The sequence below is a fragment of the Pseudomonas sp. IAC-BECa141 genome (genome assembly GCF_020544405.1).
In the GTDB taxonomy this organism is placed as follows: Bacteria; Pseudomonadota; Gammaproteobacteria; order Pseudomonadales; family Pseudomonadaceae; genus Aquipseudomonas.
The window spans coordinates 4,131,816-4,152,869 of the sequence record NZ_CP065410.1; the positions used below are offsets into that span (position 1 = coordinate 4,131,816).

A 21,054-nucleotide genomic window follows, 5' to 3' on the forward strand; every position below is an offset into this window, starting at 1 on the left:
TCTACAAAGCCTCTAGTAGACTTACGACTACTCAACGACTATAGCCACTTCCACTCTTTCGGGGTATCTTTATCGATAGCATCCGATTCAGCTTTAGAAGCGTTAAAGACACTAAAATCTTTTACGTTCGATAACATCATAGCAGATTGCCAAATCAAGAACGAAATAGCAGAGTACATAAACAGTTCTTATGAAGGCTTTATAGATGCAATCGGCCATTGCAACTCAAATTCGACATTATCCAAACTCAGTCTAGAGCTTATTCTATTCGAAGAACGCATGATTCGATCTTCTAGCAACTCCGGAGAAATAGCTCACTTCATAGGCACATTGAAAAATGAAGACACAATAAAAAACAATCTTTCAATACTTACTGGAAAAATGACATCAACTGACAAACTTTTAGACTTAACAGATAGAATTAGCAAAGATCAATTAAACAAGACTCTGACCATTCTTTTCGGAGTCATTGCGTCAGCCACTTTATCACCCGAACTGATCCAACCTGCAGTCAAATCGCTTGGCATCGAGTCAATCAACGCCACGGATTTTGAAATGCCACTGAAAGCTATCTGCACCACTGCAGCGCTTGTCGTTGTCTTTGTAATCGTGTGGTGCGTTAGCAAACGAAAATAGGTTAGGCGCAACCTAAAACACCCTCAAAGGTTCAATTTTCGATTGACCAGTTAACCTTTTGGGTTAATATCGACCTCACTCTTCCACCACAGAGCGAGGCAAAACCATGCACACCACAGCAACCCTACACGTCCATCCAGCTGCTGCTGACCCCTTCCGAATCTTTGAGATCCGCCGCTTGGCCCGCGAAAGCGGCTGCTCATTTGTCACCAGCAAACCGAAGCAGCAAGCTCGTACTGCCCCCACCCCATTCGATCCGAACGGCGGAGGGCACGCAGCATGATCAAGTTCAAAATCGACAACCGCACGCTGCAGTTGCTCAATGCCCAGGTCAACCTGACCGAGACCTTCAACCACGTCCTCCGGACAGCGCCCAAGCGTGAGTGCCTGGCGTTCCGGCTCAAAGTCGAACGCGGCGCAACAGAGAGCACCTTCGTCGTCGAGCTGGGCAGCGAACGCCACACGTTGACCCTGCAGAACGACAAGAAAACGCACCTCAAATTGGCCGACTTCATCGAAGAAATCGCCAATGGCCCGTTCGACGCGAGCAACACCAGCGACTTGGTGCACCGCCCGCACGCCAGCCGCGAATACGGCCGCTTCGAAGTCTCGGACAAGCAACGCGTGTTCGAGCTGGTGCGCACCGGCGGCGTGCTGAGCCTCGACATGGGCTTCGACTACCCCCTACAGGTCGCTCTGCACCGCACGCAATCACGCTCAGGTGTCACCACCATCCTGAGCATCGGCAACAAAAGCCCGCACACCCGTTGCTTCACCGCGTACGGCACCGATGTCGAGATCTACGGCAAGGTCACCGAGTCCATCAACTACCTCGCTGCAGCGGCCACCCCAGCCGCGCACGCGGCATAAGGGGGGCGCAATGGAACGCAACCTCGCCCAAGCCGCAACCCAACTCGGCCTCACCCGGCCAAAGCTCATCGCTCGCATGCGGGAAAAAGGCCTGCTGAACGAGAAGAACCTACCGGCCTACCCCAACCGCGACCGCGATTACCTGCGCATCAAGGACGGCCAGTGGTACCACGACCAACTCGGCATGCAGTACAGCCAGTCGACCAGGGTGAAACAACCCGGCATCCGCTGGCTGGCCGAACAGTTGGGCATCGACCTGCCTGCCATCCCGGCAGACAACCGTGACGTGGCCTAGGGAATACGCCCGCCAGATCATCGCCATGCGGACACGAGAGGAGCGCAACGCCGCGCTCCTCGCAGTGCCCGAACATCTGCGCGAGCTGACTAAAAGACACTGCCTGAATGCCTGGAACCACCCGGCCAGAAAACAACGCAAGGAGGCCCCACAAAGCCATGAGTAACACAGCACAAAACCCGCTGCGCCTGCACCCAGCACCGGAATCAGCCACCGTCGAACTGCTCTACCGCATCTTCGGCGACGTCCTGATCCCGCTGGACAAAGTGCGCGAGCAGTACTTCCGCAATCTCAACGAGCAATCCTTCGTCGCCGAGATCAGCAGCGGCCGCATCCAGCTCCCCATCACCACACTGGACACCAGCCGCAAGGCACCGAAGTACGCCCACATTCGCCACGTCGCCTCGCTGATCGACATCCGCGCCTACAAGGCCGACGAAGACATGAAGCGGCAACAGGACGACAGCAACGAGTAATCACCAAAACCGAACGGCTGCCACCACCAGCCAATGACATCACCAGGAGCACACCACATGACTGCAATTCAAATTTACGCGCTGATAGCAATCCTCCTCATGATGGCCGCCATCTATTGGCTCGCCTACCGGAACGGTTTCAGTAGTGGCCACGACGAGGGCCAATCACAGGGCTACAGCGAAGGCTATGACGTCGGCGGCTGCGTTGGATTTCAAGATGGAATGGAAGAAGGCAAAGCCATTCAGAGCGCTGATCACTCGGAAGAGATCCGCAACCTGACACATTCCCTGGATCAGGCGCGCGACCAGTACAAGCAGTTATACAAACACTACGAACGCGCCCAGGCTGCCTCGAAACTCGGGGAGCATGATCGTCTGACCCTTCTGGATATTGCGGAGAAGTTGCGGATAGCCGCCGCCACTTTCAACGCGCTGCGCACGGGCAAGGCCATCACTCGCGAAACGAACGCCCTACGCGATCAGGCTCTCGCCATGGCTGACTTACTGAAGCCCGCCGCAATCATAGTCGATGCAAAGGTCGAGATAGCGCCTCTTAGTATTTCTCTCAGCACTGCCGACGCGGAAAAGGCTGCCGTGTTTTTCCAACAGCTACACAAAGATGCCACCACGCATACGGCCGTAGGAGGTGCGGCATGAGCGAGATCATCACTTTCACAGGCAAGCGCGTCGACCTCTACGACCCTGAAGTCGAACTGATCGACCCGCGTGACATTGCACACGCTCTAGCCAATCTGTGCCGATTCAACGGCCACACCCGCGAGTTCTATAGCGTGGCGCAACACTGCTGCTTGGTAGCCGATCTGGTGCCAGAGGAAGACAAATTGGCTGCCCTGCTGCACGACGGAACGGAAGCTTACGTCGGCGACATGGTGCGCCCCCTCAAGCAGTGGATGACTGCCTACCAGGACCTCGAGGACTGGATATGGAAGCGCATCTGCACCCGGTTCAATCTTGACACCGAACTGCCTGCAACCGTGCGACAGGCCGACCTGATAGCACTGGCCACCGAGCGCCGCGACCTCATGCCAACCGATCCGGCTATCTGGGATTGTCTGGTTGGTATCGAACCTTCTGCCGAAACCATCCGCCCTTGGTCACCCAACGAAGCTCGACACAAGTACCAGCAGCGCCTGATGGATCAACTCGCTATCGAACACCGGAGGAAAGCGGTATGACGCACGCACAGAACGCCACCCACCGCCTGGCCGCTTTGCTCCGCAACAACAACGGGATCGCCACGCCTGTAAACAACAGCAGCTGCGCAGCAGCAAGCATCATTGCCTCTTCCCGCAGCACTGCCGAGGGACTGATACCCCACGAAAAGCTGCGCGAGGCAGCCACGCCCAAAGCAACGCTAATCGCTCAGAATCGCCCGCCCGCGCAGCTTGTTAAGGGGGATAAGCGTCCGTCATTGGAGGCCGCGTGAATGAGTTGGCTCTTTTCGCAGGCGCTGGTGGCGGAATACTCGGCGGCCACCTCCTCGGCTGGCGCACCATCTGCGCCGTTGAGCGTGATGCCTACGCGGCACAGATTCTGGCGCAACGACAAACCGATGGACTGCTCCCGCCTTTCCCGATTTGGTCTGACGTGTGCAGTTTTGACGGACGACCATGGCGAGGCCTTGTTGACGTGGTTTCGGGAGGATTTCCTTGTCAGGACATCTCGGTCGCAGGTAACGGTCTCGGTATCGCAGGCGCTCGCTCAGGACTGTGGCGGCAGATGGCACGAATTACCGATGAGGTACGACCGCGCTACGTCGACCTGGAGAACTCACCATTGCTTGTGGGAAGAGGACTTGCCGTGGTGCTCGGTGACCTTGCCGAAATGGGGTATGACACGCGATGGGGTGTTATCGGAGCGGCTGACCTCGGCGCCCCTCATCAGCGGGACCGGATCTGGCTCATCGCAGAAGGCACCCGTCAGACGCTGGCCAACACCCGTGGCGAGCATGGCAAAGGGATCCTCCCCGGCCGCATTGACTCGCCGTTCCGGGGCCGACCGCTCGAACGATCGCCTGGATCACGCCGTGATGGCACTGGATGGTGGTCATCTGAGCCCGGAATGGGCCGAGTGGCTGATGGGGTGGCCCATCGGGTGGACCGACTTAAGGCCATTGGCAACGGACAGGTTCCGGTCGTGGCAGCGAGCGCATTCAACCTATTTTGCAACAGACAATAACTAGGAGGCTGCATGAACACCCTTTTCCTGTTGATGGCCCAGTACAACGGTCAGGCAGTTATTTCCCTGGACCGAGTATGCGCCGATTACATGAATCTGACCGTGGAGAAATTCAAGCATAAACGCCTGTCGGGAGAGATCGATATACCGGTGGTTCGCCTCGGTGCCAATAGCCAGAAAGCCGGGCTCGGCATCCACCTGAAGGATCTTGCCGACTACATTGATCGACAGCGTGACAAGGCTACTCGCGAACAGAATAAATTGATGGGCAGGGCTGCATAAGATTGTGCTCAGATTTGACCTAACACAGCTACAGCTCAAATCTAAACTAATCTGATAGGCAGCTCCGTGCCATAAACAGACGTTGCTAAAATCCATAAACTGCTACACATGAACGTTTATGAGATTGCAAGACCGCCAACTGGATATGCCTGACCTACAGGCAGATGGAAATTAATAGAGGTGCCTTACTCAGGCACCTATTGGATTTTTTTAAAAAAAATTCCGGCAGCTCTGGGGGCCGTAATCTTAACCTGCGCTCTGATTTTTATATAGGGCCGACTTATGTAACTCATCTTTCAATTTTTGGAACTCGCTGCCCAGTTTCTGTACTCCGAAGTAGAAAAGAGAAAACGTTTCATACATCCCCCTGGCCGTACATATCAAATCGCTAACATCATTGGGATGTAGTGCAACCTTGTCTGACTTCATAAAAGCTTGCAAGAACTCCCCACGGCCATGCGTAAAGAGTGAAAACTTTTCGTATTGAGCCAGACCCTGCTTGGTGAACTGTATGAACGCTCCTTCCAAACCATTCTTACCTTCTTTCCCAAACTTATCGAGTGCAGTCGCCATACCAAAGAACGAAGGGAAATCCTTCTCTCCAGAAACTAATGGTTTTACATCCGTTTTTTTAGGTTTTTCGATAAGCTCCAGATATATAGCTTTGGTATATACTTCCTGAAATGAACGAAGAATTACTATAGCAGGGAAAGGTTTGAAGTTGCCGATCATCATTAAAAAAGAGTCATAAAAATGAGTGCACATCCTGAAGTAAGCACGATTCAGATTAATATAGTCATCATCAGATGGCTCTTGCTCACCATTACTTAGCTCCTCGATAAGTAGAAAGTTTTTTACAGCCTCATCATAGGTAGCTTGTAGTTCTTCAGCACTCATTCCTGCATCCTTGTTATATTGAGTTGAACGGAATCAGCGAATCCCATTAATTTTAACAACACCTGTTCTTTCCTGTAAGGCATTTTCAACAGCACGAACTTGTTATTTACTAATCAAGTAAACTCTATCCCGTTCTGCATCATCACTTCTGCGAGCGCGTCACTCAGAAAACGGGCTTAACAGCCAACGCCTGCTAATCGCTCAGAGCAGACTGTCAGATTTGATTGTGTGCTGCCAGCGAAAACCGTCAGCTCAAGTCTGAGCTAATATACCTGAGACGCAAATAAAAAAAGTAGAGCTCACGCTCTCCTTGGTTAGACATTTACATTAAAATCCTTTTCAACCATTTCCAGTTCAAATAAACATCCGCATTGCCTCGAAGATGGGTATAACGACGAAGCGAATTCCAGTCCCGATGCCCGGATACGCTCGACACTCTGGGAATGTCCCAGTCCATCTCGAACAGCCGGCTCACCCCTTCGTGCCGCAGGTCATGGAAGTGCAGGTCCTTGATACCTAGGAGCGGGCAGGCCCGGGTGAAGGATGCCGACACCGATTTACCGTTATACGGAAAGATTTCATCGGCCACTTTTGGCATAGCTTGAATGATCGCCCATGCCTCATCGGGAAGATGACACCACACGTCATTGCCGATCTTCTGCCCGGGGTTCTTCATGTCCCGCACCAGCACCGCTTGCCGGGCGCAGTCGAGATCGTCCCAACGCATTCGGGTGATCTCCTCCTGCCGGCGCGTCGAAAAGATCGCGAAGGCGATCAGCTTCGGCATATCGATCTGGGCTTTGCGTCGACTCTGCATCTCGAAGTAATGCACCATCAACTTGTCCAGCTCCTTCAGCGTCGGCCGGCGGTTGCGCTCTTTGCTCTTGCTGACCATGCCCAGCTTGCGCAACACCTTGCGCGCATCAGGCATGGCCAGAGGATCCACCTCGTAGCCCCACGCTGGCCGCGCCACAGAAAGGACCGCCCCCAAGTGCGAGAGATCATTGCCGACCGTCTGCGCCTGAACGCCGCCACCCTCTTTACCCATCCGCCACTGCGCGAACTCCACAAGCTTCTGACTGGTCAGGGCCGAGTCATCAAGGTCGCCCAACCACGTATTCTTGATCGCCTTCAGCGTCGCATTCTTGGTCTTGCCCAGCGGCCGGATTTTTTCGTACTCATCCAGGTACTGTTCGATCATCTTCCTGATCGTCACACCCTTGCGGTTCGCGCGCTCAATCGCACCGGGCTCAGCCAGCTCCGTCTCACGCCGCTTGATCCACGCCTGAGCGACCTGCTTTCGGTCGAAGGTTTGGCTTTCCTGATAAACTGTGCGCCCGTCCCGATTGATCCGTATCTGCGCCGTGTAGGCCGTCGAGTTGTCCTTGCGCTTGCGTGATGTGATCGTGCCCATTTCCAGTTGCTACATTGCCGAATTCGGTTGCTACATTGTAGCAACCGACCTCAGAAAACAAGGAAAAATGGGTAAAAACCGCTGTATAAAAGATCAGTATCAATGAATTTCGAAAAACCTGAAGCGCCCGTAAACACTAGCCATACCCGTTCCGAGCCGTCTCGCCGCTTCAGTGTGGCCCCGATGATGGATTGGACTGACCGTCATTGCCGGTACTTCCTACGCATCCTGTCGAAAAACGCCCTGCTCTACACCGAGATGGTCACCACCGGCGCGTTGCTCAATGGCGATCACGAGCGTTTCCTGCGTCACAACGAGGCCGAACATCCTCTGGCGTTGCAGTTGGGCGGTAGTGTTCCGCTGGACCTGGCCGCTTGCGCACGCATGGCGCAGGAGCACGGTTACGACGAGGTGAATCTGAACGTTGGCTGCCCGAGTGATCGGGTGCAGAACAATATGATCGGGGCGTGCCTGATGGGGCATCCGCGGTTGGTGGCGGATTGTGTGAAGGCGATGCGTGATGCGGTGTCAATTCCGGTGACGGTGAAGCATCGGATCGGGATCAACGGGCGGGACAATTATGAGCAGCTGTGCGATTTCGTCGGGACGGTGCGGGATGCCGGGTGCACGAGTTTTACGGTGCATGCGCGGATTGCGATTCTTGAGGGGTTGTCGCCGAAGGAGAACCGGGACATTCCGCCGTTGCGTTATGACGTGGCGGCGCGGTTGAAGGCTGATTTTCCGGAGCTGGAGATCATTCTGAACGGCGGGATCAAGACGATGGAGGCCTGCCATGAGCATTTGCAGACCTTTGACGGGGTGATGCTGGGGCGCGAGGCGTATCACAATCCTTATCTGCTGGCCGAGGTGGATCAGCAGTTGTTCGGCAGTTCGGCGCCGGTGATTTCTCGGGCCGAGGCGCTGGCGCAGTTGCGGCCTTATATAGCCGAGCATTTGCTGGCCGGCGGCGCGATGCATCACATCACCCGGCATGTGCTGGGCCTGGGCACCGGGTTCCCGGGGGCGCGCAAGTTTCGTCAGTTGTTGTCGGTGGATATCCACAAGGCCAAGGACCCGCTGGCGTTGCTGGATCAGGCGGCGGAGTTGCTGGCCGGGCGTTGAGGCCCGGCCTGCGCGGCTGAGGGTCAGGCGGCTGCGGCCGCCGTCCAGTTGACCCAGCCGAATTGCCAGGTCGCGAGGATCAGCAAGCCGAAGGCGATGCGGTACCAGGCGAAAGTGGCGTAGCTGTGGTTGGCAATGAACTTCAGCAGGCCGCGCACGGCGATCATTGCGAAGATGAACGCTACGACGAACCCCAGGGCGAAGACCGGCAGGTCGCTGCTCTGGAACAGTTCGCGGTACTTATAGCCGGAATACACCGCAGCGCCGACCATGGTCGGCATCGCCAGGAAGAATGAGAACTCCGTGGCGGCCTTGCGTGACAGGCCGAACAGCAGACCGCCGATGATAGTGGAACCGGAGCGCGACGTGCCCGGAATCATCGCCAGACATTGCACGCAACCGATCTTCAGCGCATCAGCCCATTTCATGTCGTCTACATGGTCGACACTCACTGCATGATCGCGCTGCTCGGCCCACAACATCACGATACCGCCCACGACCAGGGCAACGGCAACGGTGATCGGGTTGAACAGGTATTCATGAATCGTGTCGGCGAATAACACGCCGAGAATGACCGCCGGGAAAAAGGCGATCAGCAGATTGCGAGTAAAACGTTGCGCATTATTCTGGGTCGGCAGGCCTTTGACGATCTCGAAGATCTTCGGGCGAAATTCCCAGACCACGGCCAGAATAGCGCCCAGTTGAATAATGATGTTGAACGCCATGGCGCGTTCGCCGCCGAACTCCAGCAAATCGGCAACAATAATCTGGTGGCCCGTACTGGAAATGGGCAGGAACTCGGTCAGGCCTTCTACCGCCCCGAGTATCAGCACCTTGAACAAGGTCAGTAAATCCATTAATCCTCCGTCGGCACGCTCTTTTACGGCGCGCCGTTAAATGCATTCAGGCATTGAGTATCTGAAGTAAAACAATTGGCAGATGCATACCCATTGCCCGACTCGGGGACGGAGAATATGTCTTATCAAAAGCCACACTCAAGGCATGTTAATAAACGTCCGTATGTGAACTTGTCGACGTTATAGCCAAAAGACGGGCCGCCACATAAAATGTGACCCAGCTCACACTGCTCTGATACGTATGCAGTTGAGTGGTGGCCAAGGGACATAAAAACAGGTCGCGATAATTACAAAATAGTGGCACCATTCCATATTGCCACCATCTAAAGCCCCCAATTTCGTTAGTTAACAGCCCCGAAAAAATCAACTAAAAGCTTGAATCGCTTAATTATTGTTAGAAAACTCGGGAGCCACGTCTAAAATCCGCGCAAATGTTACCAATTGTCAGTCACAGACGAGAACCGGTGCTTTAACATCCCGATGTCAGCACCTTATTCGAGTCAATGCATGATGCTCACAGGTAACTTAGCGACTAGAAGCCCGCGCCGCACAAGCGACGAACCAGGTGTTCTCACTCTGGGTCGTACCCGTGGCGTGGCTGAACACTTTAGCGCGCTAATCGCCAAGCACGTGCAGTCTGATCTGGCCATTGAGGCCGACTCTTACGCTAGTTCATATCAGCAAAATGAATATCACGGCTTGTATCGGGCCATATTCATTGTCATCGACAGCCCTCAGGCGCTTGAAGACAACCTGGCATTGGTGGAAAGCCTGCGCAGCGATAACTTGAAGCCGATCATTTGTGCGGTGATCACCGGGCGCGGCGCGTTCAACAAGATCAAGTATTTCCTGGCCGGTGCCGACTTCTGTATCAAACTCAATACCTTGTCCGATGAAAGCGGCGAACTGCTGGGCGAATTCTTCAACAGTGAAGAATGGCAACGCGATACCAGCCTGGTGCTGGACCCTACCCGCATTTGCCTCTCGGACACCAGCAAGAAACTCGATATTTCCTTTGCCGAAATGAAGATCCTGCAAGCCTTTGCGCAGACCGGCAATCACATTCTCAGCCATGATGAAATCGCCAGCATCATGGGGCTCAACACCCATTTCTACGATCCTCGGGCGCTGGAAAAATCCATCAGCCGCTTGCGTGGGAAAATCAAGGACGTGTACGGTACGAACGCCATACAGAGCATTCGCGGGTATGGCTATCGTCTGATGCGGGGGTTGATCTCGACCGCCTGATTCAGGGAATCACTCTTTTTGCAGCTTACGAGGGAACGTCTGATGCAACGCACTAAAAATCCGATGTCTCACTGTTTTAACTGCGTCACATATCTAATAAAAAGCTGTCATTTGCATGAGCGCTGCAACACTTAAACATAACAATAAACCATTACTCTAAAAGCAGACCGAGTGGAACTTATCGAGGGCCATTATTGGGCCCAGACCCTGCCTATCGATTATTTCCGAGGAAAACATTGCTCGCCTGCCCATTATTTTTTTCGCCAAATTTGGTGTGTACTTTAGGAGAGAGACATGGAAACCAGCACAACCCTCCCAAGAAAATACTTTGTTGTCGTGACTAATAGCTCGGCGTCGCAACGTGAACTTGAGAACATCCTCTCCAGCGAGCGTTTCAATTCGTTTGGCACGTCTCAGGCACAAATGTTTATTGAAGGTGTTGCTTCGCCCTCTTCCACTCCGATGCTGATGGAGTTCACTTACCCACGCGGCACAAGGAAGCATGTCGCACGCAGCATCGAACATGATACCCAGCGCATATTGGCCACCCTCGAATCGGAATGGCTGGCCGCACAATCGGCGCATTCATTCCACAGTTCCACGGCCATGTCCGAAAACCCCACCGATACTTCCCGCACGATCGAATCCGACACGCCGTGCACCGAAGCCTGGCATCTGGACAATGATCAGGGTGCATTGACGAAAGAAGGCGTCGAAATCAGTCTCACCGGGCTTGAAACCGCACTGGTCCGCAAGATGCTTCACCACGAAGAGCGTGTTGTCAGTCGCGACGATCTGATCCTCAGTATCGGCCGCGAGCCGGAACAATACCGGGGACTGGAAATGTGCCTGAGCCGTCTTCAAGACAAGTTCAAGAACGCCAGCAACGGTGAACGTTTGTTTCGCGCCGTGCGCAATCGCGGTTACTGCCTGATCCAGGAAGTTGTTGCCTAAACAATATTCCTCACGCCAAGACAAACAGATACAAGTGCGATTACAAAAATAAAAAAGCACTCTGTTTGGTTTCACCCCTCCCTGGTTATACCCGCCGCCTGACCCCACCTACGATAGCAAACACAAGATTGATTATTCACCCCCTGCCTTTCGACCTTTTCTAACGTTTGAATATTGAAATTTCAAATAAGTTGGCACTGTGCCATCTTGTTAGAACTCGTCAGACAGCATCCCCGGCAATAACTTAGTCTATTGACTGATGACAGTTCCGCATACCGGCGTTGTTACCTCAGGACACTGGCTCAAACAACAATAACAAGTCTGCTTAACAACTCGGCTTTCTACTGTCGAAACCTGAATGGACGTCTTTTGGGGATATCGTATGGATCTTTCTCTTCGTATCAATCGAAACACCGGCCTCAAGGGACTGACCTTTTGGGGCCAATGGGCGCTGGCACAGAGTTTCATTGTTTCACTGTTGTTCTTTCTGGCTGAACAGCACACCGGAACCGTCGAGTTCTATTACCGGATGTGCACGATCCTCGCGGTTCTGGCGTCGGTTCCGGCCTATACATTCAGCGGCGCGTATCGAAAACGAGACAACTATCTGACCGGGCTGGGACGGCTGTTCATGGGTTGGTTCATGACCATGGCCGGGCTGGCGTTCATCGCCTTCATCTGCAAGGCCGATGCACTGTTCTCCCGCCAAGTCATCCTTGAATGGGCGGTGTACGGTTTCCTTGGCCAGGCGCTGCTTTACGCACCGCTGCATGCGTTCTCGAAGTTCTACCAGCGTTCGCGCAAAAGCGAACACAAGACCCTGATCGTCGGCACCGGCGAACTGGCTCTGGGCCTGGCGAAGAAGTTGAGCCAGCACGAAAACCTGCCGCTGGTCGGCCTGGTCAGCAACGGCGATACCCCTGGCCTGGAAGCGGACGCCCCACGCGTCGTCGGCGCTCAGGACGAACTGCTCGAACTGATCCAGGCTCACGACATCCGCCGCTTGTACATCACATTGCCGCTGTCGGAGGCTGCCAAAATCGAAGCGATGTACGTCGACCTGCTGGATGCCAACGTGGACGTGGTCTGGGTGCCAGACCTGAACAGCCTGACGCTGCTCAACCATTCGGTGAAAGTCGTGGACGGTCTGCCGGCGATCTACCTCAACGAAAGCCCGCTGACCAGTCGCCCGACCGCTGCGCTGAGCAAGAGCCTGGTGGAAAAAGCCGTCGCCCTGTTGGCCATCATTCTGTTGAGCCCGGTGCTGCTGGCCGTGGCGCTGGCGGTGAAGCTCACTTCGCCCGGCCCGGTGTTCTTCAAGCAGGATCGCCACGGCTGGAACGGCAAGGTGATCAAGGTCTGGAAATTCCGCTCGATGCGCGTGCACGATGACCGTGAAGTCAAACAGGCCAGCCGCAACGATTCGCGCATCACTCCGGTCGGTCGCTTCATCCGTCGCACGTCACTGGACGAGCTGCCGCAACTGTTCAACGTGCTGCAAGGCCACATGGCACTGGTCGGCCCACGTCCGCATGCCGTGGCGCACAACAACTACTACTCGGGCAAAATCCTCGCCTACATGGCCCGTCACCGAATCAAACCGGGCATCACTGGTCTGGCGCAGATCAGCGGTTGCCGGGGTGAGACAGATACCCTCGACAAGATGGAAAAGCGCGTCGAGATCGATCTGAAGTACATCAACAACTGGTCGCTGTGGCTGGATGTGAAGATCCTGGTGAAGACTCCGTTCACCCTGCTATCGAAGGATATTTACTGAGACGCAGGGCTTGAGAAGGCAACACCGCAAGGGGACGAGAGTCCCCTTTTTTGTGGGCGGGATTTGGGGGTTGGTCGTGGCTGTATCAAGATTCCCCTTCACCACAAACAAAAACGGGAGCCTACAGGCTCCCGCTTTAACTCCCCGCTCCCCCGAACCTACTCGGTAATCTTCCCGAAGTTGCGGTAGAACATGTCCCCTTCCCGACTGTCCGTCATCGAGTGCAGCTGGAAGCTGCGATTGAGCCGCGCACCACCGTCACGGGTCAGCGGTGCCCACACCAGGTTGGCGCGGCGCATGGTCGACATGCTCATCATTTCGTCGAACGGGATCGACAGGTACAGCCCCTTGTCGAAACTACCCTCGCCATACTCGGCGCTGCCAGCCGTGGTGATGGTCGCCCAGGCGCCAAAGCGCACGCCGTTGAAGAACTCGCGGGAGATATCCACCGTGCCGCCAAAGTCGCCGGCCAGATAACGCCCGACGCTGACGGCCGCCAGCGTGTCGAACGGCAGATCGGTGTAGCCGGTGATATGGCCGGTCCAGACCGAGTAATCACGCAGGCCGAAACCCTGGTCGAACTCACGCTGACGCACGTAGTTCAGGTCCGCACCGATCGACCAGCGCTTGCCGGTCGGACGAAACAGCACCTCGCCCCCGACCCCGGCGAACATCGACTCCAGATAACCGCCGTAGACCATGCCGTACAAATCCTTGTCCAGTTGCTCGGCGTGGCTGACCTGGAACAGCGGCATGGTGGTGTCCGACGTGGTCAGGTACTGACGCAAGTCGGTGCGCACACGGGGCAGGCCGCTGGGTGCGTCGTATTTGAACTTGTCGAAGTTGTTGATCAGGTTCTGACTGAGCAAACCGTTCCACCAGGTGTTGCGGTTGAAGCGGTACTCGGCGTCCAGATCCGCTGTGAACTGATAGAGCAAGCCATCGGGGCCGCCGACGTTCTGTTTGAAGCCCAGGCCGACGCCGTAATTGAAGTGCTGCGGCGCTTCGCTGTAGAGGGTTTTCTCGTTGCGCGGCATCGCCGGGTTGATCTCGGTGGTGCGGTGCAGCGATTCCAGCGGCTCTTCGTTGTTGATCACTTCGCGGAACGTCTGCCGGGGCACGCTGGTTTCTTCCAGCGGCAGGTCGTAGCGCTTGTTGACCACGGTGAACCAGTCGATGTCGTCGTTGACGCTGTTGTCGAGAATCCGGCTCGCGCGGCCGACGGCCTTGGGCGAATGGAAATAACGCTGCTGCTCGCCGTAGACGATCAGTTCGGAATCGCGCTGGGTGATGCGCTCGACCTTGTAGCCGGCGTTCTGCTGCAAGCGGCGCGACACGTCGGCCCAGTTGACCTCCTCCATCGTCGTGCTCGGGGCTTTCGCCGGCAGCGGTTCGGCCGGTGGGTCGAAGGTTTTGGCCGGGGCCTTGCGACTGACGAAATTGGTGTGGAACGTGATGCCGAACATCGCCGTGTTACCCCGCTCCCAGGCCGCGCTCACATCGACGGAATCGGTCACCTTGAACACCGCGCCAAGGTTGATCGGCGAGTCCTGCTTGATGATGTTGTCCTTGGGCTCGTGCTTGTAGTCGTTGCCATCGTATTCGAGTTTCAGGCTGAGGCGATCCCAGGGCGTCTGGTAACTCACGCCGCCGAAAAACCCAGGTTTGCCGCGAAAGTACGACCCGGCGTTGACGTCACCGGTGCCTTCCAGGTCTGGTCTGGTTTTGAAGCGATCACTGGCCCAGCCCAGCGGGTTGTCGAAATCGCCGCGATTACCGATGTAACCCCAGGCGATGCCGGCGCTGAAATCGAAATTGTCATAGCGTTTGTTGGCGACGAAGAATTCACTGGCAAACAAACCGGTACCACCGATGTCTCGAAAGCCCAGCGCCACTTCCGGCGCCCAGTGGCTTTCCTGCCACAGCCGGACCTTGGCGTCGACCGCCTTGTCCTTATAGCTCTGGCTGCCGCTCAGCGCTTCGGAACCGTACGGACGGTTGGTGATGGCGGTGTAGCGAAACGAGCCTTCCAGCCAGTCGAGCGGCTGCAACGAAACGCTGTATCGGCTGTACGGTTCGGTGCGGTTGGCGTTGACACTCAACTCACCGGCGGGCGACATGCGCGCGGTCGGGGTCTGCAACAGACCGGCGCCGCCGAAGTCATTCTGGGTAATGCGTGGCTCGGCATGCACCAGGCCACACGGCAGTAACAACACAGCTGCAAAACGCAAATTCAACGAACCACCTCAGCCAACTGCGTGGCAATCAATTCGGCCAACTGCTGATTCAGTTCAGGGACAGGCGGATCCAGATCATCGTTTTTCACCGGCACCAGAATCTTGCTGCCGGCCACGGGCATCTGCCCGCTCTCGCGGTTCCAGTGGGCGATACCGACCCGCCGCGATTCACCGTTGGGCTGGATCAGCCACAGATAATCAGCATCGGCGTCGGCCTCCAGCAACGTGCAGCCCTGCAGATATTCGCGGGCCTCCTGCAACGGCTGATAAGGCAAGCGGCACGGCTCGGCGACGGCGCCCAGCACTTCGACTTCATCGACCCGTTTCGGATAGATCAGTTGATCGCCATCGTCGAGACGGATGTTGCGGGCGAAACCGACTTCCACCGCCACCGGATCGAGATCGGCGATCTGCCGTCCGGTCACTGGCATCTGTCGGACCTGCTCGGTCAGGCGCTGGGCCAGCGCCGCACGACTCGGCTTGTCAAACAGCATCGCCATTCGATGCAACACATCCAGATCGAACAGCACGCCGACCTTGAGTCGCGTCTGTTCTTCGAGCAGCGACTGACGCAACAGAACGCCCGCCAGCCAGTAGCCTTCGGCGTTCGGTACGGCCTCGCCGATCACATCGCGCAAACGCCCGCCCGCCGGCAATTCGATCGGACCCGGGTTGGCGACATCACCGCTGACGATGACCGCTGCCTCGCTGATCCCGGTGAGCAACATCAAGCACGCCGAAAGCGCTCTGAGCCGCTTCACGGGACATGCCTGCGGTCAGGGGTCAGTTGCAGGATCCTGACCCGCAACTGCGAGGTCAGTTGCTGTTCACTCTGCACAATGAAGCCGTCCACCGGATCGACCCAGTAACGATTGGTCGCGCGCAGGCCGATGGCCGGCGCGTCAATCTGCTCGTCGACACGCAGCACGGTGTATTGCTTGTCGAGAATCTCGAGGGTTTCCAGGGACTTTCGGGAGAAGCGGCTGTTGAGGATGATCCCGACTTCCTGGCCCTTGTAGAGGTCGATCCAGCGGCGGCTGGTGTAGCCGTCGGTGATCTGGTGCAGACCCTGTTTGAACGGCGAGTCATCGGACAGGCGCGTGCCGTCCAGATCGCCCTCCACGCCCAGGCCGATGCTGCGCATCGCCAGGCCGTCGCGCATCAGCAGCACCTGCTTGCCGGAGGCGACCCAGAACTGCAGATCCTCTCGCTCACGCACCAGCGCCAGCACCCCGGAACCGGACGGCGTGGTCAGTTTGAGCTGGGGATACTTGACCCCGGCCACCTGCTGCGCCGACACATCGAGTTCATCCGGTCCGATGACCGACGCCTTGAGGTTGTTCAACGAAGCGCTCATCAACGGATTGCAGCCACTCAATAAGACGGCCGCCATCAGGCACACGCCCACTTTCAACGTTTTCACAGTCGGCGGCCTTATTTGCTGTTGTTACTGTATTCGCTCCAGTTCTTCGCAGCGGAAGCCCCCGTCCCGACAATCGATGCCGACGGCACCAACTGGCTGATCAGGCGATTCCAGCGAGTCACGTTGGCAGGCCCGACATAGACCACGTCCTGAGGCCGGACTTCGAAGTGCGAAGCGAGCGCCATGGCGGTCGGCGATTCGGCTTCCAGCTGGTAGATTTTTGCCGGCTCGACGTCGAGGTTTTCCACCCCGCGAATCACATACACGGCGTTGCCGTTGGAGGTGGTCTGGCTCAAGCCGCCAACCGAGCCGAGCACGTCGGACAGGTTCATGGTGGCGGTCTTGAAGCTCAGCGCACGGGGCTGGTTGACCTCGCCCATCACGTAGATGCGCTTGTTGTCGTTGTACGGCAGATACAGCTGATCGCCTCCCTTGAGGTAGACGTTCTGCAATTCGGAATCCTGCTGATTGAGGGCGTCGAGATTGAGCGGATAGACCCGCCCGTTGCGCGTCAGCATCAGCCCGGACAAATCGGCATTGTTGGTATCGACACCGGCCGAACCAAGGGCTTCGACCACGCTCAGCGGGTTGGTCGAAATCGCCTGGGGGCCGGCCTTGGTCACGGCGCCCGAGACCACGACTTTCTGGCTGGCGAAACGCAGCACCGCGACATCCACTTGCGGCTCGGCAATGAACGCCGAGAGACGTTGCTCGATGTCCGAACGCAGTTGCTGGATGGTTTTGCCCGCGGCCTGGACTTCCTTGATGTACGGGTAATACAACGTGCCGTCGGAGCGCACCAGACGGCCGTTGGCATCGATCTGCTGTTGCGCACCCGAAGGGGCGGTCAGCTCGGGATGATCCCAGACCGTGATGTACAGCACATCATTGCTGCCGATGCGATATTCGGCCGGGGTCGCCAACAACTCCGCCGGCACCGACTCCCGCTTGTGCGTGGCGCGGTTCATGGCGATGAGCTTGGGGGTGATCTGAATGAGCTCGACCCGGCTGCTTTCGCTGGCGCCCTGGCGCGTGATGCTACTGGTGCTCAGGTACTGGCCGGGGGAGAACATGCAACCTTGCAAAGCGATACTTGCCAACAATAAAAGAGAAAAACGACGGTTCATAATGGCACTACGCTATTCAAGGGCGAATCCAAAACAAAGTCACCCGACTTTCGTCGGGCGACCCTGTACTGCACCAACAGATACTTCAGTTAGTTGTGCGTGCCGGTTGTACCCGTGGTACCGGTGGTACCCGTTGTACCGCCGTTGGCACTTCCACCACTGTTGGACGCCGCTACAGCACTGGCGACCATGGCAGTACTGGCAGCAGGCGCTGTAGAAGCCGCGACACTGCCAGATACATTGGTCACTGCTGTAAGCGGCGCTTCAGCTGCGGATGCCCAGTTGCTCAACATCGTCAACAGGGCAATCGCCATCACTTTTTTCATATCAACTCCTTTCTAACATCGCACCTGAACATCGGGTGTTCGTTAGAGGTGGTAGAGTTCAAGTCGCAAAAAGCGCGAACAAGATCCGTTGTTCTTTCACAGTCTTACCCAACTGATAAAAGTCGAACGGCAGGTTTATATCTACGGACTTGCAATAGGCATTGCCAGTCTAATTTCCCGACGATATCTAACAACCTGACTGAAACTAACATTGCACTAAAACGCCATCATCCCTGATAACCCCGGGGATGATTCGATTGCCAGCGCCACGTGTCGGTGACCATGTCCTGCAAGTTGCGGGTGGCTTTCCAGCCGAGTTCCTTCGCCGCCTTGGAGGCGTCGGCCCAGCTCTCGGCAATATCCCCGGAACGCCGTGGCATCACCCGGAACGGCACTGGCTGCCCGCACGCCTTCTCAAACGCCCGCAACACCTGCAACACGCTGTAGCCGTCGCCGGTACCGAGGTTCCAGGTATGAATGCCGGTGCGGTCGGCGATGGTTTGCAGGGCTTTCAAGTGCCCGTCCGCCAGATCCACCACATGGATGTAATCGCGCACGCCGGTGCCGTCGACCGTCGGGTAATCGTCGCCGAAGATCGACAATTCCTTCAGGCTGCCGACCGCCACCTGGCTGATGTAAGGCACCAGATTGTTGGGGATGCCGTTGGGATCTTCGCCCATCTGCCCGCTGTGATGTGCGCCGATCGGGTTGAAGTAGCGCAGCAGCGCGATGCTCCAGCGCGGTTCGGACTGGCACAGGTCGCGCAGCACGTTCTCGACGATCAGTTTGGACTGGCCGTAGGGATTGGTCGGATTGCCGGTTGGGAAATCCTCGCGGATCGGCATCTGCGCCGGCTCGCCGTAGACCGTGGCGGACGAGCTGAACACCAGCCGGAACACCCCCGCCGCCGCCATCGCCTGGCACAGCGTGATACTGCCGCTGACGTTGGTTTCGTAGTATTCGAGCGGCTTGCGCACGCTCTCGCCCACGGCCTTGAGCCCGGCGAAATGCAGCACGGCATCGATGGCGTGCTGCTGGAAAATCCGGTCCAGCAGGGCCCGGTCACAGACATCCCCGCGAATCATCAGCGCACTTTTGCCGCAAATGGCTTCCACTGCGTGCAATGCCGCGTCGCTGCTGTTGCAAAGATTATCCAGAACTACAACTTCATAACCTGCTTCAAGTAGTGCAAGTGTGGTGTGCGAGCCGATATAGCCGGCGCCACCCGTTACCAGAATCTTCATAGCGCGGTCCATAGTGGGAAAAGTGCCAACTCGCGTGTCAAGCCCTGTTTGTTTAATGTGTGCCTTGATTCACACAAACAGGGCGACAACAACCAGAAACAAAAACAGTTCAATCACTGGCTATAAATATTTTTACAAGCCAAACTGTATTGCCTGGTACTTATTAGCACTCCCGCGCATTCATCACTATCAACGGATGCCGACTAAAAATAACCAATAACTGTCAAACCGACATCTCATAACATTGTCGTGTTTTACACTCATTGCTATTTGCCACTTCTCTCCCGAGTCAGGTATTAAAGTACAGCTTCAATAACTTGCAACTTTTCGTTATTGCAATAAACGATGGCAGTGCGCCATGAATGACCAGGAAACTTTTATGATCCGTAAATGTTTGTTCCCCGCTGCCGGTTATGGCACGCGTTTCTTGCCGGCCACCAAAGCCATGCCCAAGGAAATGCTGCCGATCGTCAACAAACCGTTGATCGAATACGCCGTGGAAGAAGCACGGGACGCCGGCCTGCAACACATGGCTATCGTCACCGGCCGGGGCAAGCGCGCACTGGAAGACCACTTCGACATCAGCTATGAACTCGAACACCAGATTCGCGGCACCGAGAAAGAGAAATTCCTGGCTGGCACTCGCGAGCTGATCGACACCTGCACGTTCTCCTACACCCGTCAGGTGGAAATGAAAGGCCTGGGTCACGCGATTCTCAGCGGTCGGCCGTTGATCGGTGACGAGCCCTTCGCCGTGGTGCTGGCGGACGACCTGTGCCTGAACCTCGAAGGCGACGGCGTTCTCACCCAGATGATCGAGCTGTACAGGAAATTCCGCTGCTCGATCGTCGCCATCCAGGAAGTCCCGCGCGACCAGACTCACAAGTACGGCGTGATCGCCGGCGAAGCGATTTCCGACGGTATTTACCGGGTCAACCACATGGTGGAAAAACCGGCACCACAAGACGCACCGTCAAACCTGGCGATCATCGGCCGCTACATCCTGACGCCGGACATCTTCGACCTGATCGCCGACACCCAGCCGGGCAAGGGCGGCGAAATCCAGATCACCGACGCCCTGATGAAACAGGCGCAGAACGGTTGCGTGCTGGCCTACAAGTTCAAGGGCCTGCGCTTCGACTGCGGCGACGCCGAGGGTTACCTGCAGGCGACCAACTTCTGCTACGAGAACGTTTACCTGAAGGGCCGCTGAGCGGCCCCCATTGATCCATCGCGGCACGCACATCCAACGAGGCAACCATGAACATTGCACAACATTCCGCAGAGATTGAACGTGAGGTGGACAACCTCGGGGTGATGAGCTGGTTATCCCGCCATCAGCCATTGCCCAGCGCCAATGGACCGTGGCTGGGCACTCTGCTGCTGGTCGATCGCATCGGCGTGTTTCCCTCCTCCGGGGACATTCGCCGACCGATGCGCGATCCCTGGCCCCTGCTCGCCCACCTGAAACGGATCTACAGCGAACAGGCGCTGGAGGTCGATGACCGTGACGGCCTGAAAGTGATTTTCAGCGACTGGCGTTTTCGCGTGCGGATCTGCTGCAACGACCCAGCGATCATCGTCAACGTGGAAACCCGTTGCGTGACGCAGTTGATGCCGCAGAAAACCGAAGAGCTGCTGAGTCATCTGGATCTGTTCGACAACTGACG

At 56.4% G+C, this 21,054-nt stretch carries 24 protein-coding genes; 15 read left to right on the plus strand and 9 right to left on the minus strand.

All coding sequences use genetic code 11. The features are described 5' to 3' along the window. Positions 1-279 precede the first annotated feature (279 nt). The 9 genes from I5961_RS18835 to I5961_RS18875 all read left to right on the plus strand — a co-directional run bounded on the left by I5961_RS18835 (position 280) and on the right by I5961_RS18875 (position 4,758). Positions 280-636 carry a hypothetical protein gene (locus I5961_RS18835; RefSeq protein ID WP_227233041.1) on the plus strand — a complete coding sequence of 119 codons (357 nt, stop codon included), beginning with the start codon at positions 280-282 and terminating at the stop codon, positions 634-636. A 279-nt stretch (positions 637-915) separates the two neighbouring features. Continuing rightward, the gene (locus I5961_RS18840) at positions 916-1,506 is read left to right on the plus strand and encodes a hypothetical protein (protein ID WP_227233042.1); all 591 of its coding nucleotides are present in this window, start codon (positions 916-918) and stop codon (positions 1,504-1,506) included. A gap of 10 nt (positions 1,507-1,516) precedes the next feature. Further along, complete coding sequence (locus tag I5961_RS18845; protein ID WP_123595049.1) at positions 1,517-1,801, plus strand: phage antirepressor KilAC domain-containing protein; 285 nt, start codon at positions 1,517-1,519, stop codon at positions 1,799-1,801. Positions 1,802-1,959: 158 nt separating this feature from the next. After that, positions 1,960-2,277 carry a pyocin activator PrtN family protein gene (locus I5961_RS18850; RefSeq protein WP_227233043.1) on the plus strand — a complete coding sequence of 106 codons (318 nt, stop codon included), beginning with the start codon at positions 1,960-1,962 and terminating at the stop codon, positions 2,275-2,277. A gap of 57 nt (positions 2,278-2,334) precedes the next feature. Next, positions 2,335-2,934, plus strand: coding sequence for a hypothetical protein (locus tag I5961_RS18855; RefSeq protein ID WP_227233044.1), 600 nt, complete (start codon positions 2,335-2,337; stop codon positions 2,932-2,934). Beyond that, positions 2,931-3,473: a phosphohydrolase gene (locus I5961_RS18860; RefSeq protein ID WP_227233045.1), complete on the plus strand. Its 543-nt coding sequence runs from the start codon at positions 2,931-2,933 to the stop codon at positions 3,471-3,473. The genes I5961_RS18855 and I5961_RS18860 overlap by 4 nt, the downstream gene beginning before the upstream one ends. After that, positions 3,470-3,724 carry a hypothetical protein gene (locus I5961_RS18865; RefSeq protein WP_227233046.1) on the plus strand — a complete coding sequence of 85 codons (255 nt, stop codon included), beginning with the start codon at positions 3,470-3,472 and terminating at the stop codon, positions 3,722-3,724. Before I5961_RS18860 ends, I5961_RS18865 begins: the two co-directional genes overlap by 4 nt. Next, positions 3,721-4,476: a DNA cytosine methyltransferase gene (locus tag I5961_RS18870; RefSeq protein WP_227233047.1), complete on the plus strand. Its 756-nt coding sequence runs from the start codon at positions 3,721-3,723 to the stop codon at positions 4,474-4,476. The genes I5961_RS18865 and I5961_RS18870 overlap by 4 nt, the downstream gene beginning before the upstream one ends. 12 nt (positions 4,477-4,488) lie before the next feature. Then, positions 4,489-4,758: a pyocin activator PrtN family protein gene (locus tag I5961_RS18875; RefSeq protein ID WP_227233048.1), complete on the plus strand. Its 270-nt coding sequence runs from the start codon at positions 4,489-4,491 to the stop codon at positions 4,756-4,758. Positions 4,759-5,004: 246 nt separating this feature from the next. On the opposite strand, the gene I5961_RS18880 is transcribed toward I5961_RS18875, so the two are convergent. Next, positions 5,005-5,655 (minus strand): hypothetical protein, encoded by a 651-nt coding sequence (locus I5961_RS18880; RefSeq protein WP_227233049.1) that lies wholly within the window; start codon positions 5,653-5,655, stop codon positions 5,005-5,007. 322 nt (positions 5,656-5,977) lie between these two features. Beyond that, on the minus strand, positions 5,978-7,069 hold the full coding sequence (locus tag I5961_RS18885) for a tyrosine-type recombinase/integrase (RefSeq protein WP_227233050.1): 1,092 nt from the start codon (positions 7,067-7,069) through the stop codon (positions 5,978-5,980). Positions 7,070-7,171: 102 nt separating this feature from the next. On the opposite strand from I5961_RS18885, the gene dusA reads away from it, so the two are divergent. Further along, the gene (gene dusA, locus I5961_RS18890) at positions 7,172-8,191 is read left to right on the plus strand and encodes a tRNA dihydrouridine(20/20a) synthase DusA (protein WP_227233051.1); all 1,020 of its coding nucleotides are present in this window, start codon (positions 7,172-7,174) and stop codon (positions 8,189-8,191) included. A gap of 23 nt (positions 8,192-8,214) precedes the next feature. Here the strand turns inward: dusA and I5961_RS18895 are convergent, their stop codons facing one another. Next, complete coding sequence (locus tag I5961_RS18895) at positions 8,215-9,048, minus strand: undecaprenyl-diphosphate phosphatase (protein WP_085700470.1); 834 nt, start codon at positions 9,046-9,048, stop codon at positions 8,215-8,217. A 507-nt stretch (positions 9,049-9,555) separates the two neighbouring features. On the opposite strand from I5961_RS18895, the gene I5961_RS18900 reads away from it, so the two are divergent. The 3 genes from I5961_RS18900 (at position 9,556) to I5961_RS18910 (ending at position 13,027) form a co-directional block, all read left to right on the plus strand. Further along, positions 9,556-10,296, plus strand: a complete 741-nt coding sequence (locus I5961_RS18900) for a winged helix-turn-helix domain-containing protein (protein WP_227233052.1) — start codon at positions 9,556-9,558, stop codon at positions 10,294-10,296. 294 nt (positions 10,297-10,590) lie between these two features. Further along, the gene (locus tag I5961_RS18905) at positions 10,591-11,250 is read left to right on the plus strand and encodes a winged helix-turn-helix domain-containing protein (protein WP_085704598.1); all 660 of its coding nucleotides are present in this window, start codon (positions 10,591-10,593) and stop codon (positions 11,248-11,250) included. A 382-nt stretch (positions 11,251-11,632) separates the two neighbouring features. Next, positions 11,633-13,027: an undecaprenyl-phosphate glucose phosphotransferase gene (locus tag I5961_RS18910; protein WP_085700473.1), complete on the plus strand. Its 1,395-nt coding sequence runs from the start codon at positions 11,633-11,635 to the stop codon at positions 13,025-13,027. Positions 13,028-13,185: 158 nt separating this feature from the next. On the opposite strand, the gene I5961_RS18915 is transcribed toward I5961_RS18910, so the two are convergent. From I5961_RS18915 to galE, 6 genes are all read right to left on the minus strand, one after another. Further along, positions 13,186-15,264 (minus strand): YjbH domain-containing protein, encoded by a 2,079-nt coding sequence (locus tag I5961_RS18915; protein ID WP_227233053.1) that lies wholly within the window; start codon positions 15,262-15,264, stop codon positions 13,186-13,188. Then, positions 15,261-15,992: a capsule biosynthesis GfcC family protein gene (locus I5961_RS18920; protein ID WP_085700475.1), complete on the minus strand. Its 732-nt coding sequence runs from the start codon at positions 15,990-15,992 to the stop codon at positions 15,261-15,263. The genes I5961_RS18915 and I5961_RS18920 overlap by 4 nt, the downstream gene beginning before the upstream one ends. A 29-nt stretch (positions 15,993-16,021) precedes the next feature. Further along, positions 16,022-16,687, minus strand: coding sequence for a YjbF family lipoprotein (locus tag I5961_RS18925; RefSeq protein WP_227233054.1), 666 nt, complete (start codon positions 16,685-16,687; stop codon positions 16,022-16,024). A gap of 11 nt (positions 16,688-16,698) precedes the next feature. Continuing rightward, on the minus strand, positions 16,699-17,814 hold the full coding sequence (locus I5961_RS18930) for a polysaccharide biosynthesis/export family protein (RefSeq protein ID WP_176247771.1): 1,116 nt from the start codon (positions 17,812-17,814) through the stop codon (positions 16,699-16,701). 89 nt (positions 17,815-17,903) lie between these two features. Further along, positions 17,904-18,140, minus strand: a complete 237-nt coding sequence (locus tag I5961_RS18935) for a hypothetical protein (RefSeq protein WP_003226528.1) — start codon at positions 18,138-18,140, stop codon at positions 17,904-17,906. Positions 18,141-18,367: 227 nt separating this feature from the next. Continuing rightward, entirely contained in the window at positions 18,368-19,384 is a 1,017-nt protein-coding gene (gene galE / locus I5961_RS18940; RefSeq protein ID WP_085700478.1) for a UDP-glucose 4-epimerase GalE, read from the minus strand. A 379-nt stretch (positions 19,385-19,763) separates the two neighbouring features. Between galE and galU the strand changes: the two genes are divergently transcribed. Further along, positions 19,764-20,597, plus strand: coding sequence for a UTP--glucose-1-phosphate uridylyltransferase GalU (gene galU, locus I5961_RS18945; RefSeq protein ID WP_085700479.1), 834 nt, complete (start codon positions 19,764-19,766; stop codon positions 20,595-20,597). A gap of 47 nt (positions 20,598-20,644) precedes the next feature. After that, positions 20,645-21,052, plus strand: coding sequence for a mannose-1-phosphate guanylyltransferase (locus I5961_RS18950; protein WP_085700480.1), 408 nt, complete (start codon positions 20,645-20,647; stop codon positions 21,050-21,052). Positions 21,053-21,054 lie beyond the last annotated feature (2 nt).

Bases quoted from the DNA above. Each gene is read 5' to 3' on its own strand.
- I5961_RS18905 (WP_085704598.1), top strand. From the start codon at position 10,591: ATGGAAACCAGCACAACCCTCCCAAGAAAATACTTTGTTGTCGTGACT.
- I5961_RS18935 (WP_003226528.1), bottom strand. From the start codon at position 18,140: ATGAAAAAAGTGATGGCGATTGCCCTGTTGACGATGTTGAGCAACTGG.
- I5961_RS18860 (WP_227233045.1), top strand. From the start codon at position 2,931: ATGAGCGAGATCATCACTTTCACAGGCAAGCGCGTCGACCTCTACGAC.
- I5961_RS18930 (WP_176247771.1), bottom strand. From the start codon at position 17,814: ATGAACCGTCGTTTTTCTCTTTTATTGTTGGCAAGTATCGCTTTGCAA.
- I5961_RS18885 (WP_227233050.1), bottom strand. From the start codon at position 7,069: ATGGGCACGATCACATCACGCAAGCGCAAGGACAACTCGACGGCCTAC.
- dusA (WP_227233051.1), top strand. From the start codon at position 7,172: ATGAATTTCGAAAAACCTGAAGCGCCCGTAAACACTAGCCATACCCGT.
- I5961_RS18900 (WP_227233052.1), top strand. From the start codon at position 9,556: ATGATGCTCACAGGTAACTTAGCGACTAGAAGCCCGCGCCGCACAAGC.
- I5961_RS18865 (WP_227233046.1), top strand. From the start codon at position 3,470: ATGACGCACGCACAGAACGCCACCCACCGCCTGGCCGCTTTGCTCCGC.
- I5961_RS18835 (WP_227233041.1), top strand. From the start codon at position 280: ATGATTCGATCTTCTAGCAACTCCGGAGAAATAGCTCACTTCATAGGC.
- I5961_RS18840 (WP_227233042.1), top strand. From the start codon at position 916: ATGATCAAGTTCAAAATCGACAACCGCACGCTGCAGTTGCTCAATGCC.
- galU (WP_085700479.1), top strand. From the start codon at position 19,764: ATGATCCGTAAATGTTTGTTCCCCGCTGCCGGTTATGGCACGCGTTTC.
- I5961_RS18910 (WP_085700473.1), top strand. From the start codon at position 11,633: ATGGATCTTTCTCTTCGTATCAATCGAAACACCGGCCTCAAGGGACTG.
- I5961_RS18920 (WP_085700475.1), bottom strand. From the start codon at position 15,992: ATGTTGCTCACCGGGATCAGCGAGGCAGCGGTCATCGTCAGCGGTGAT.
- I5961_RS18850 (WP_227233043.1), top strand. From the start codon at position 1,960: ATGAGTAACACAGCACAAAACCCGCTGCGCCTGCACCCAGCACCGGAA.
- I5961_RS18845 (WP_123595049.1), top strand. From the start codon at position 1,517: ATGGAACGCAACCTCGCCCAAGCCGCAACCCAACTCGGCCTCACCCGG.
- I5961_RS18875 (WP_227233048.1), top strand. From the start codon at position 4,489: ATGAACACCCTTTTCCTGTTGATGGCCCAGTACAACGGTCAGGCAGTT.
- I5961_RS18950 (WP_085700480.1), top strand. From the start codon at position 20,645: ATGAACATTGCACAACATTCCGCAGAGATTGAACGTGAGGTGGACAAC.
- galE (WP_085700478.1), bottom strand. From the start codon at position 19,384: ATGAAGATTCTGGTAACGGGTGGCGCCGGCTATATCGGCTCGCACACC.
- I5961_RS18880 (WP_227233049.1), bottom strand. From the start codon at position 5,655: ATGAGTGCTGAAGAACTACAAGCTACCTATGATGAGGCTGTAAAAAAC.
- I5961_RS18895 (WP_085700470.1), bottom strand. From the start codon at position 9,048: ATGGATTTACTGACCTTGTTCAAGGTGCTGATACTCGGGGCGGTAGAA.
- I5961_RS18855 (WP_227233044.1), top strand. From the start codon at position 2,335: ATGACTGCAATTCAAATTTACGCGCTGATAGCAATCCTCCTCATGATG.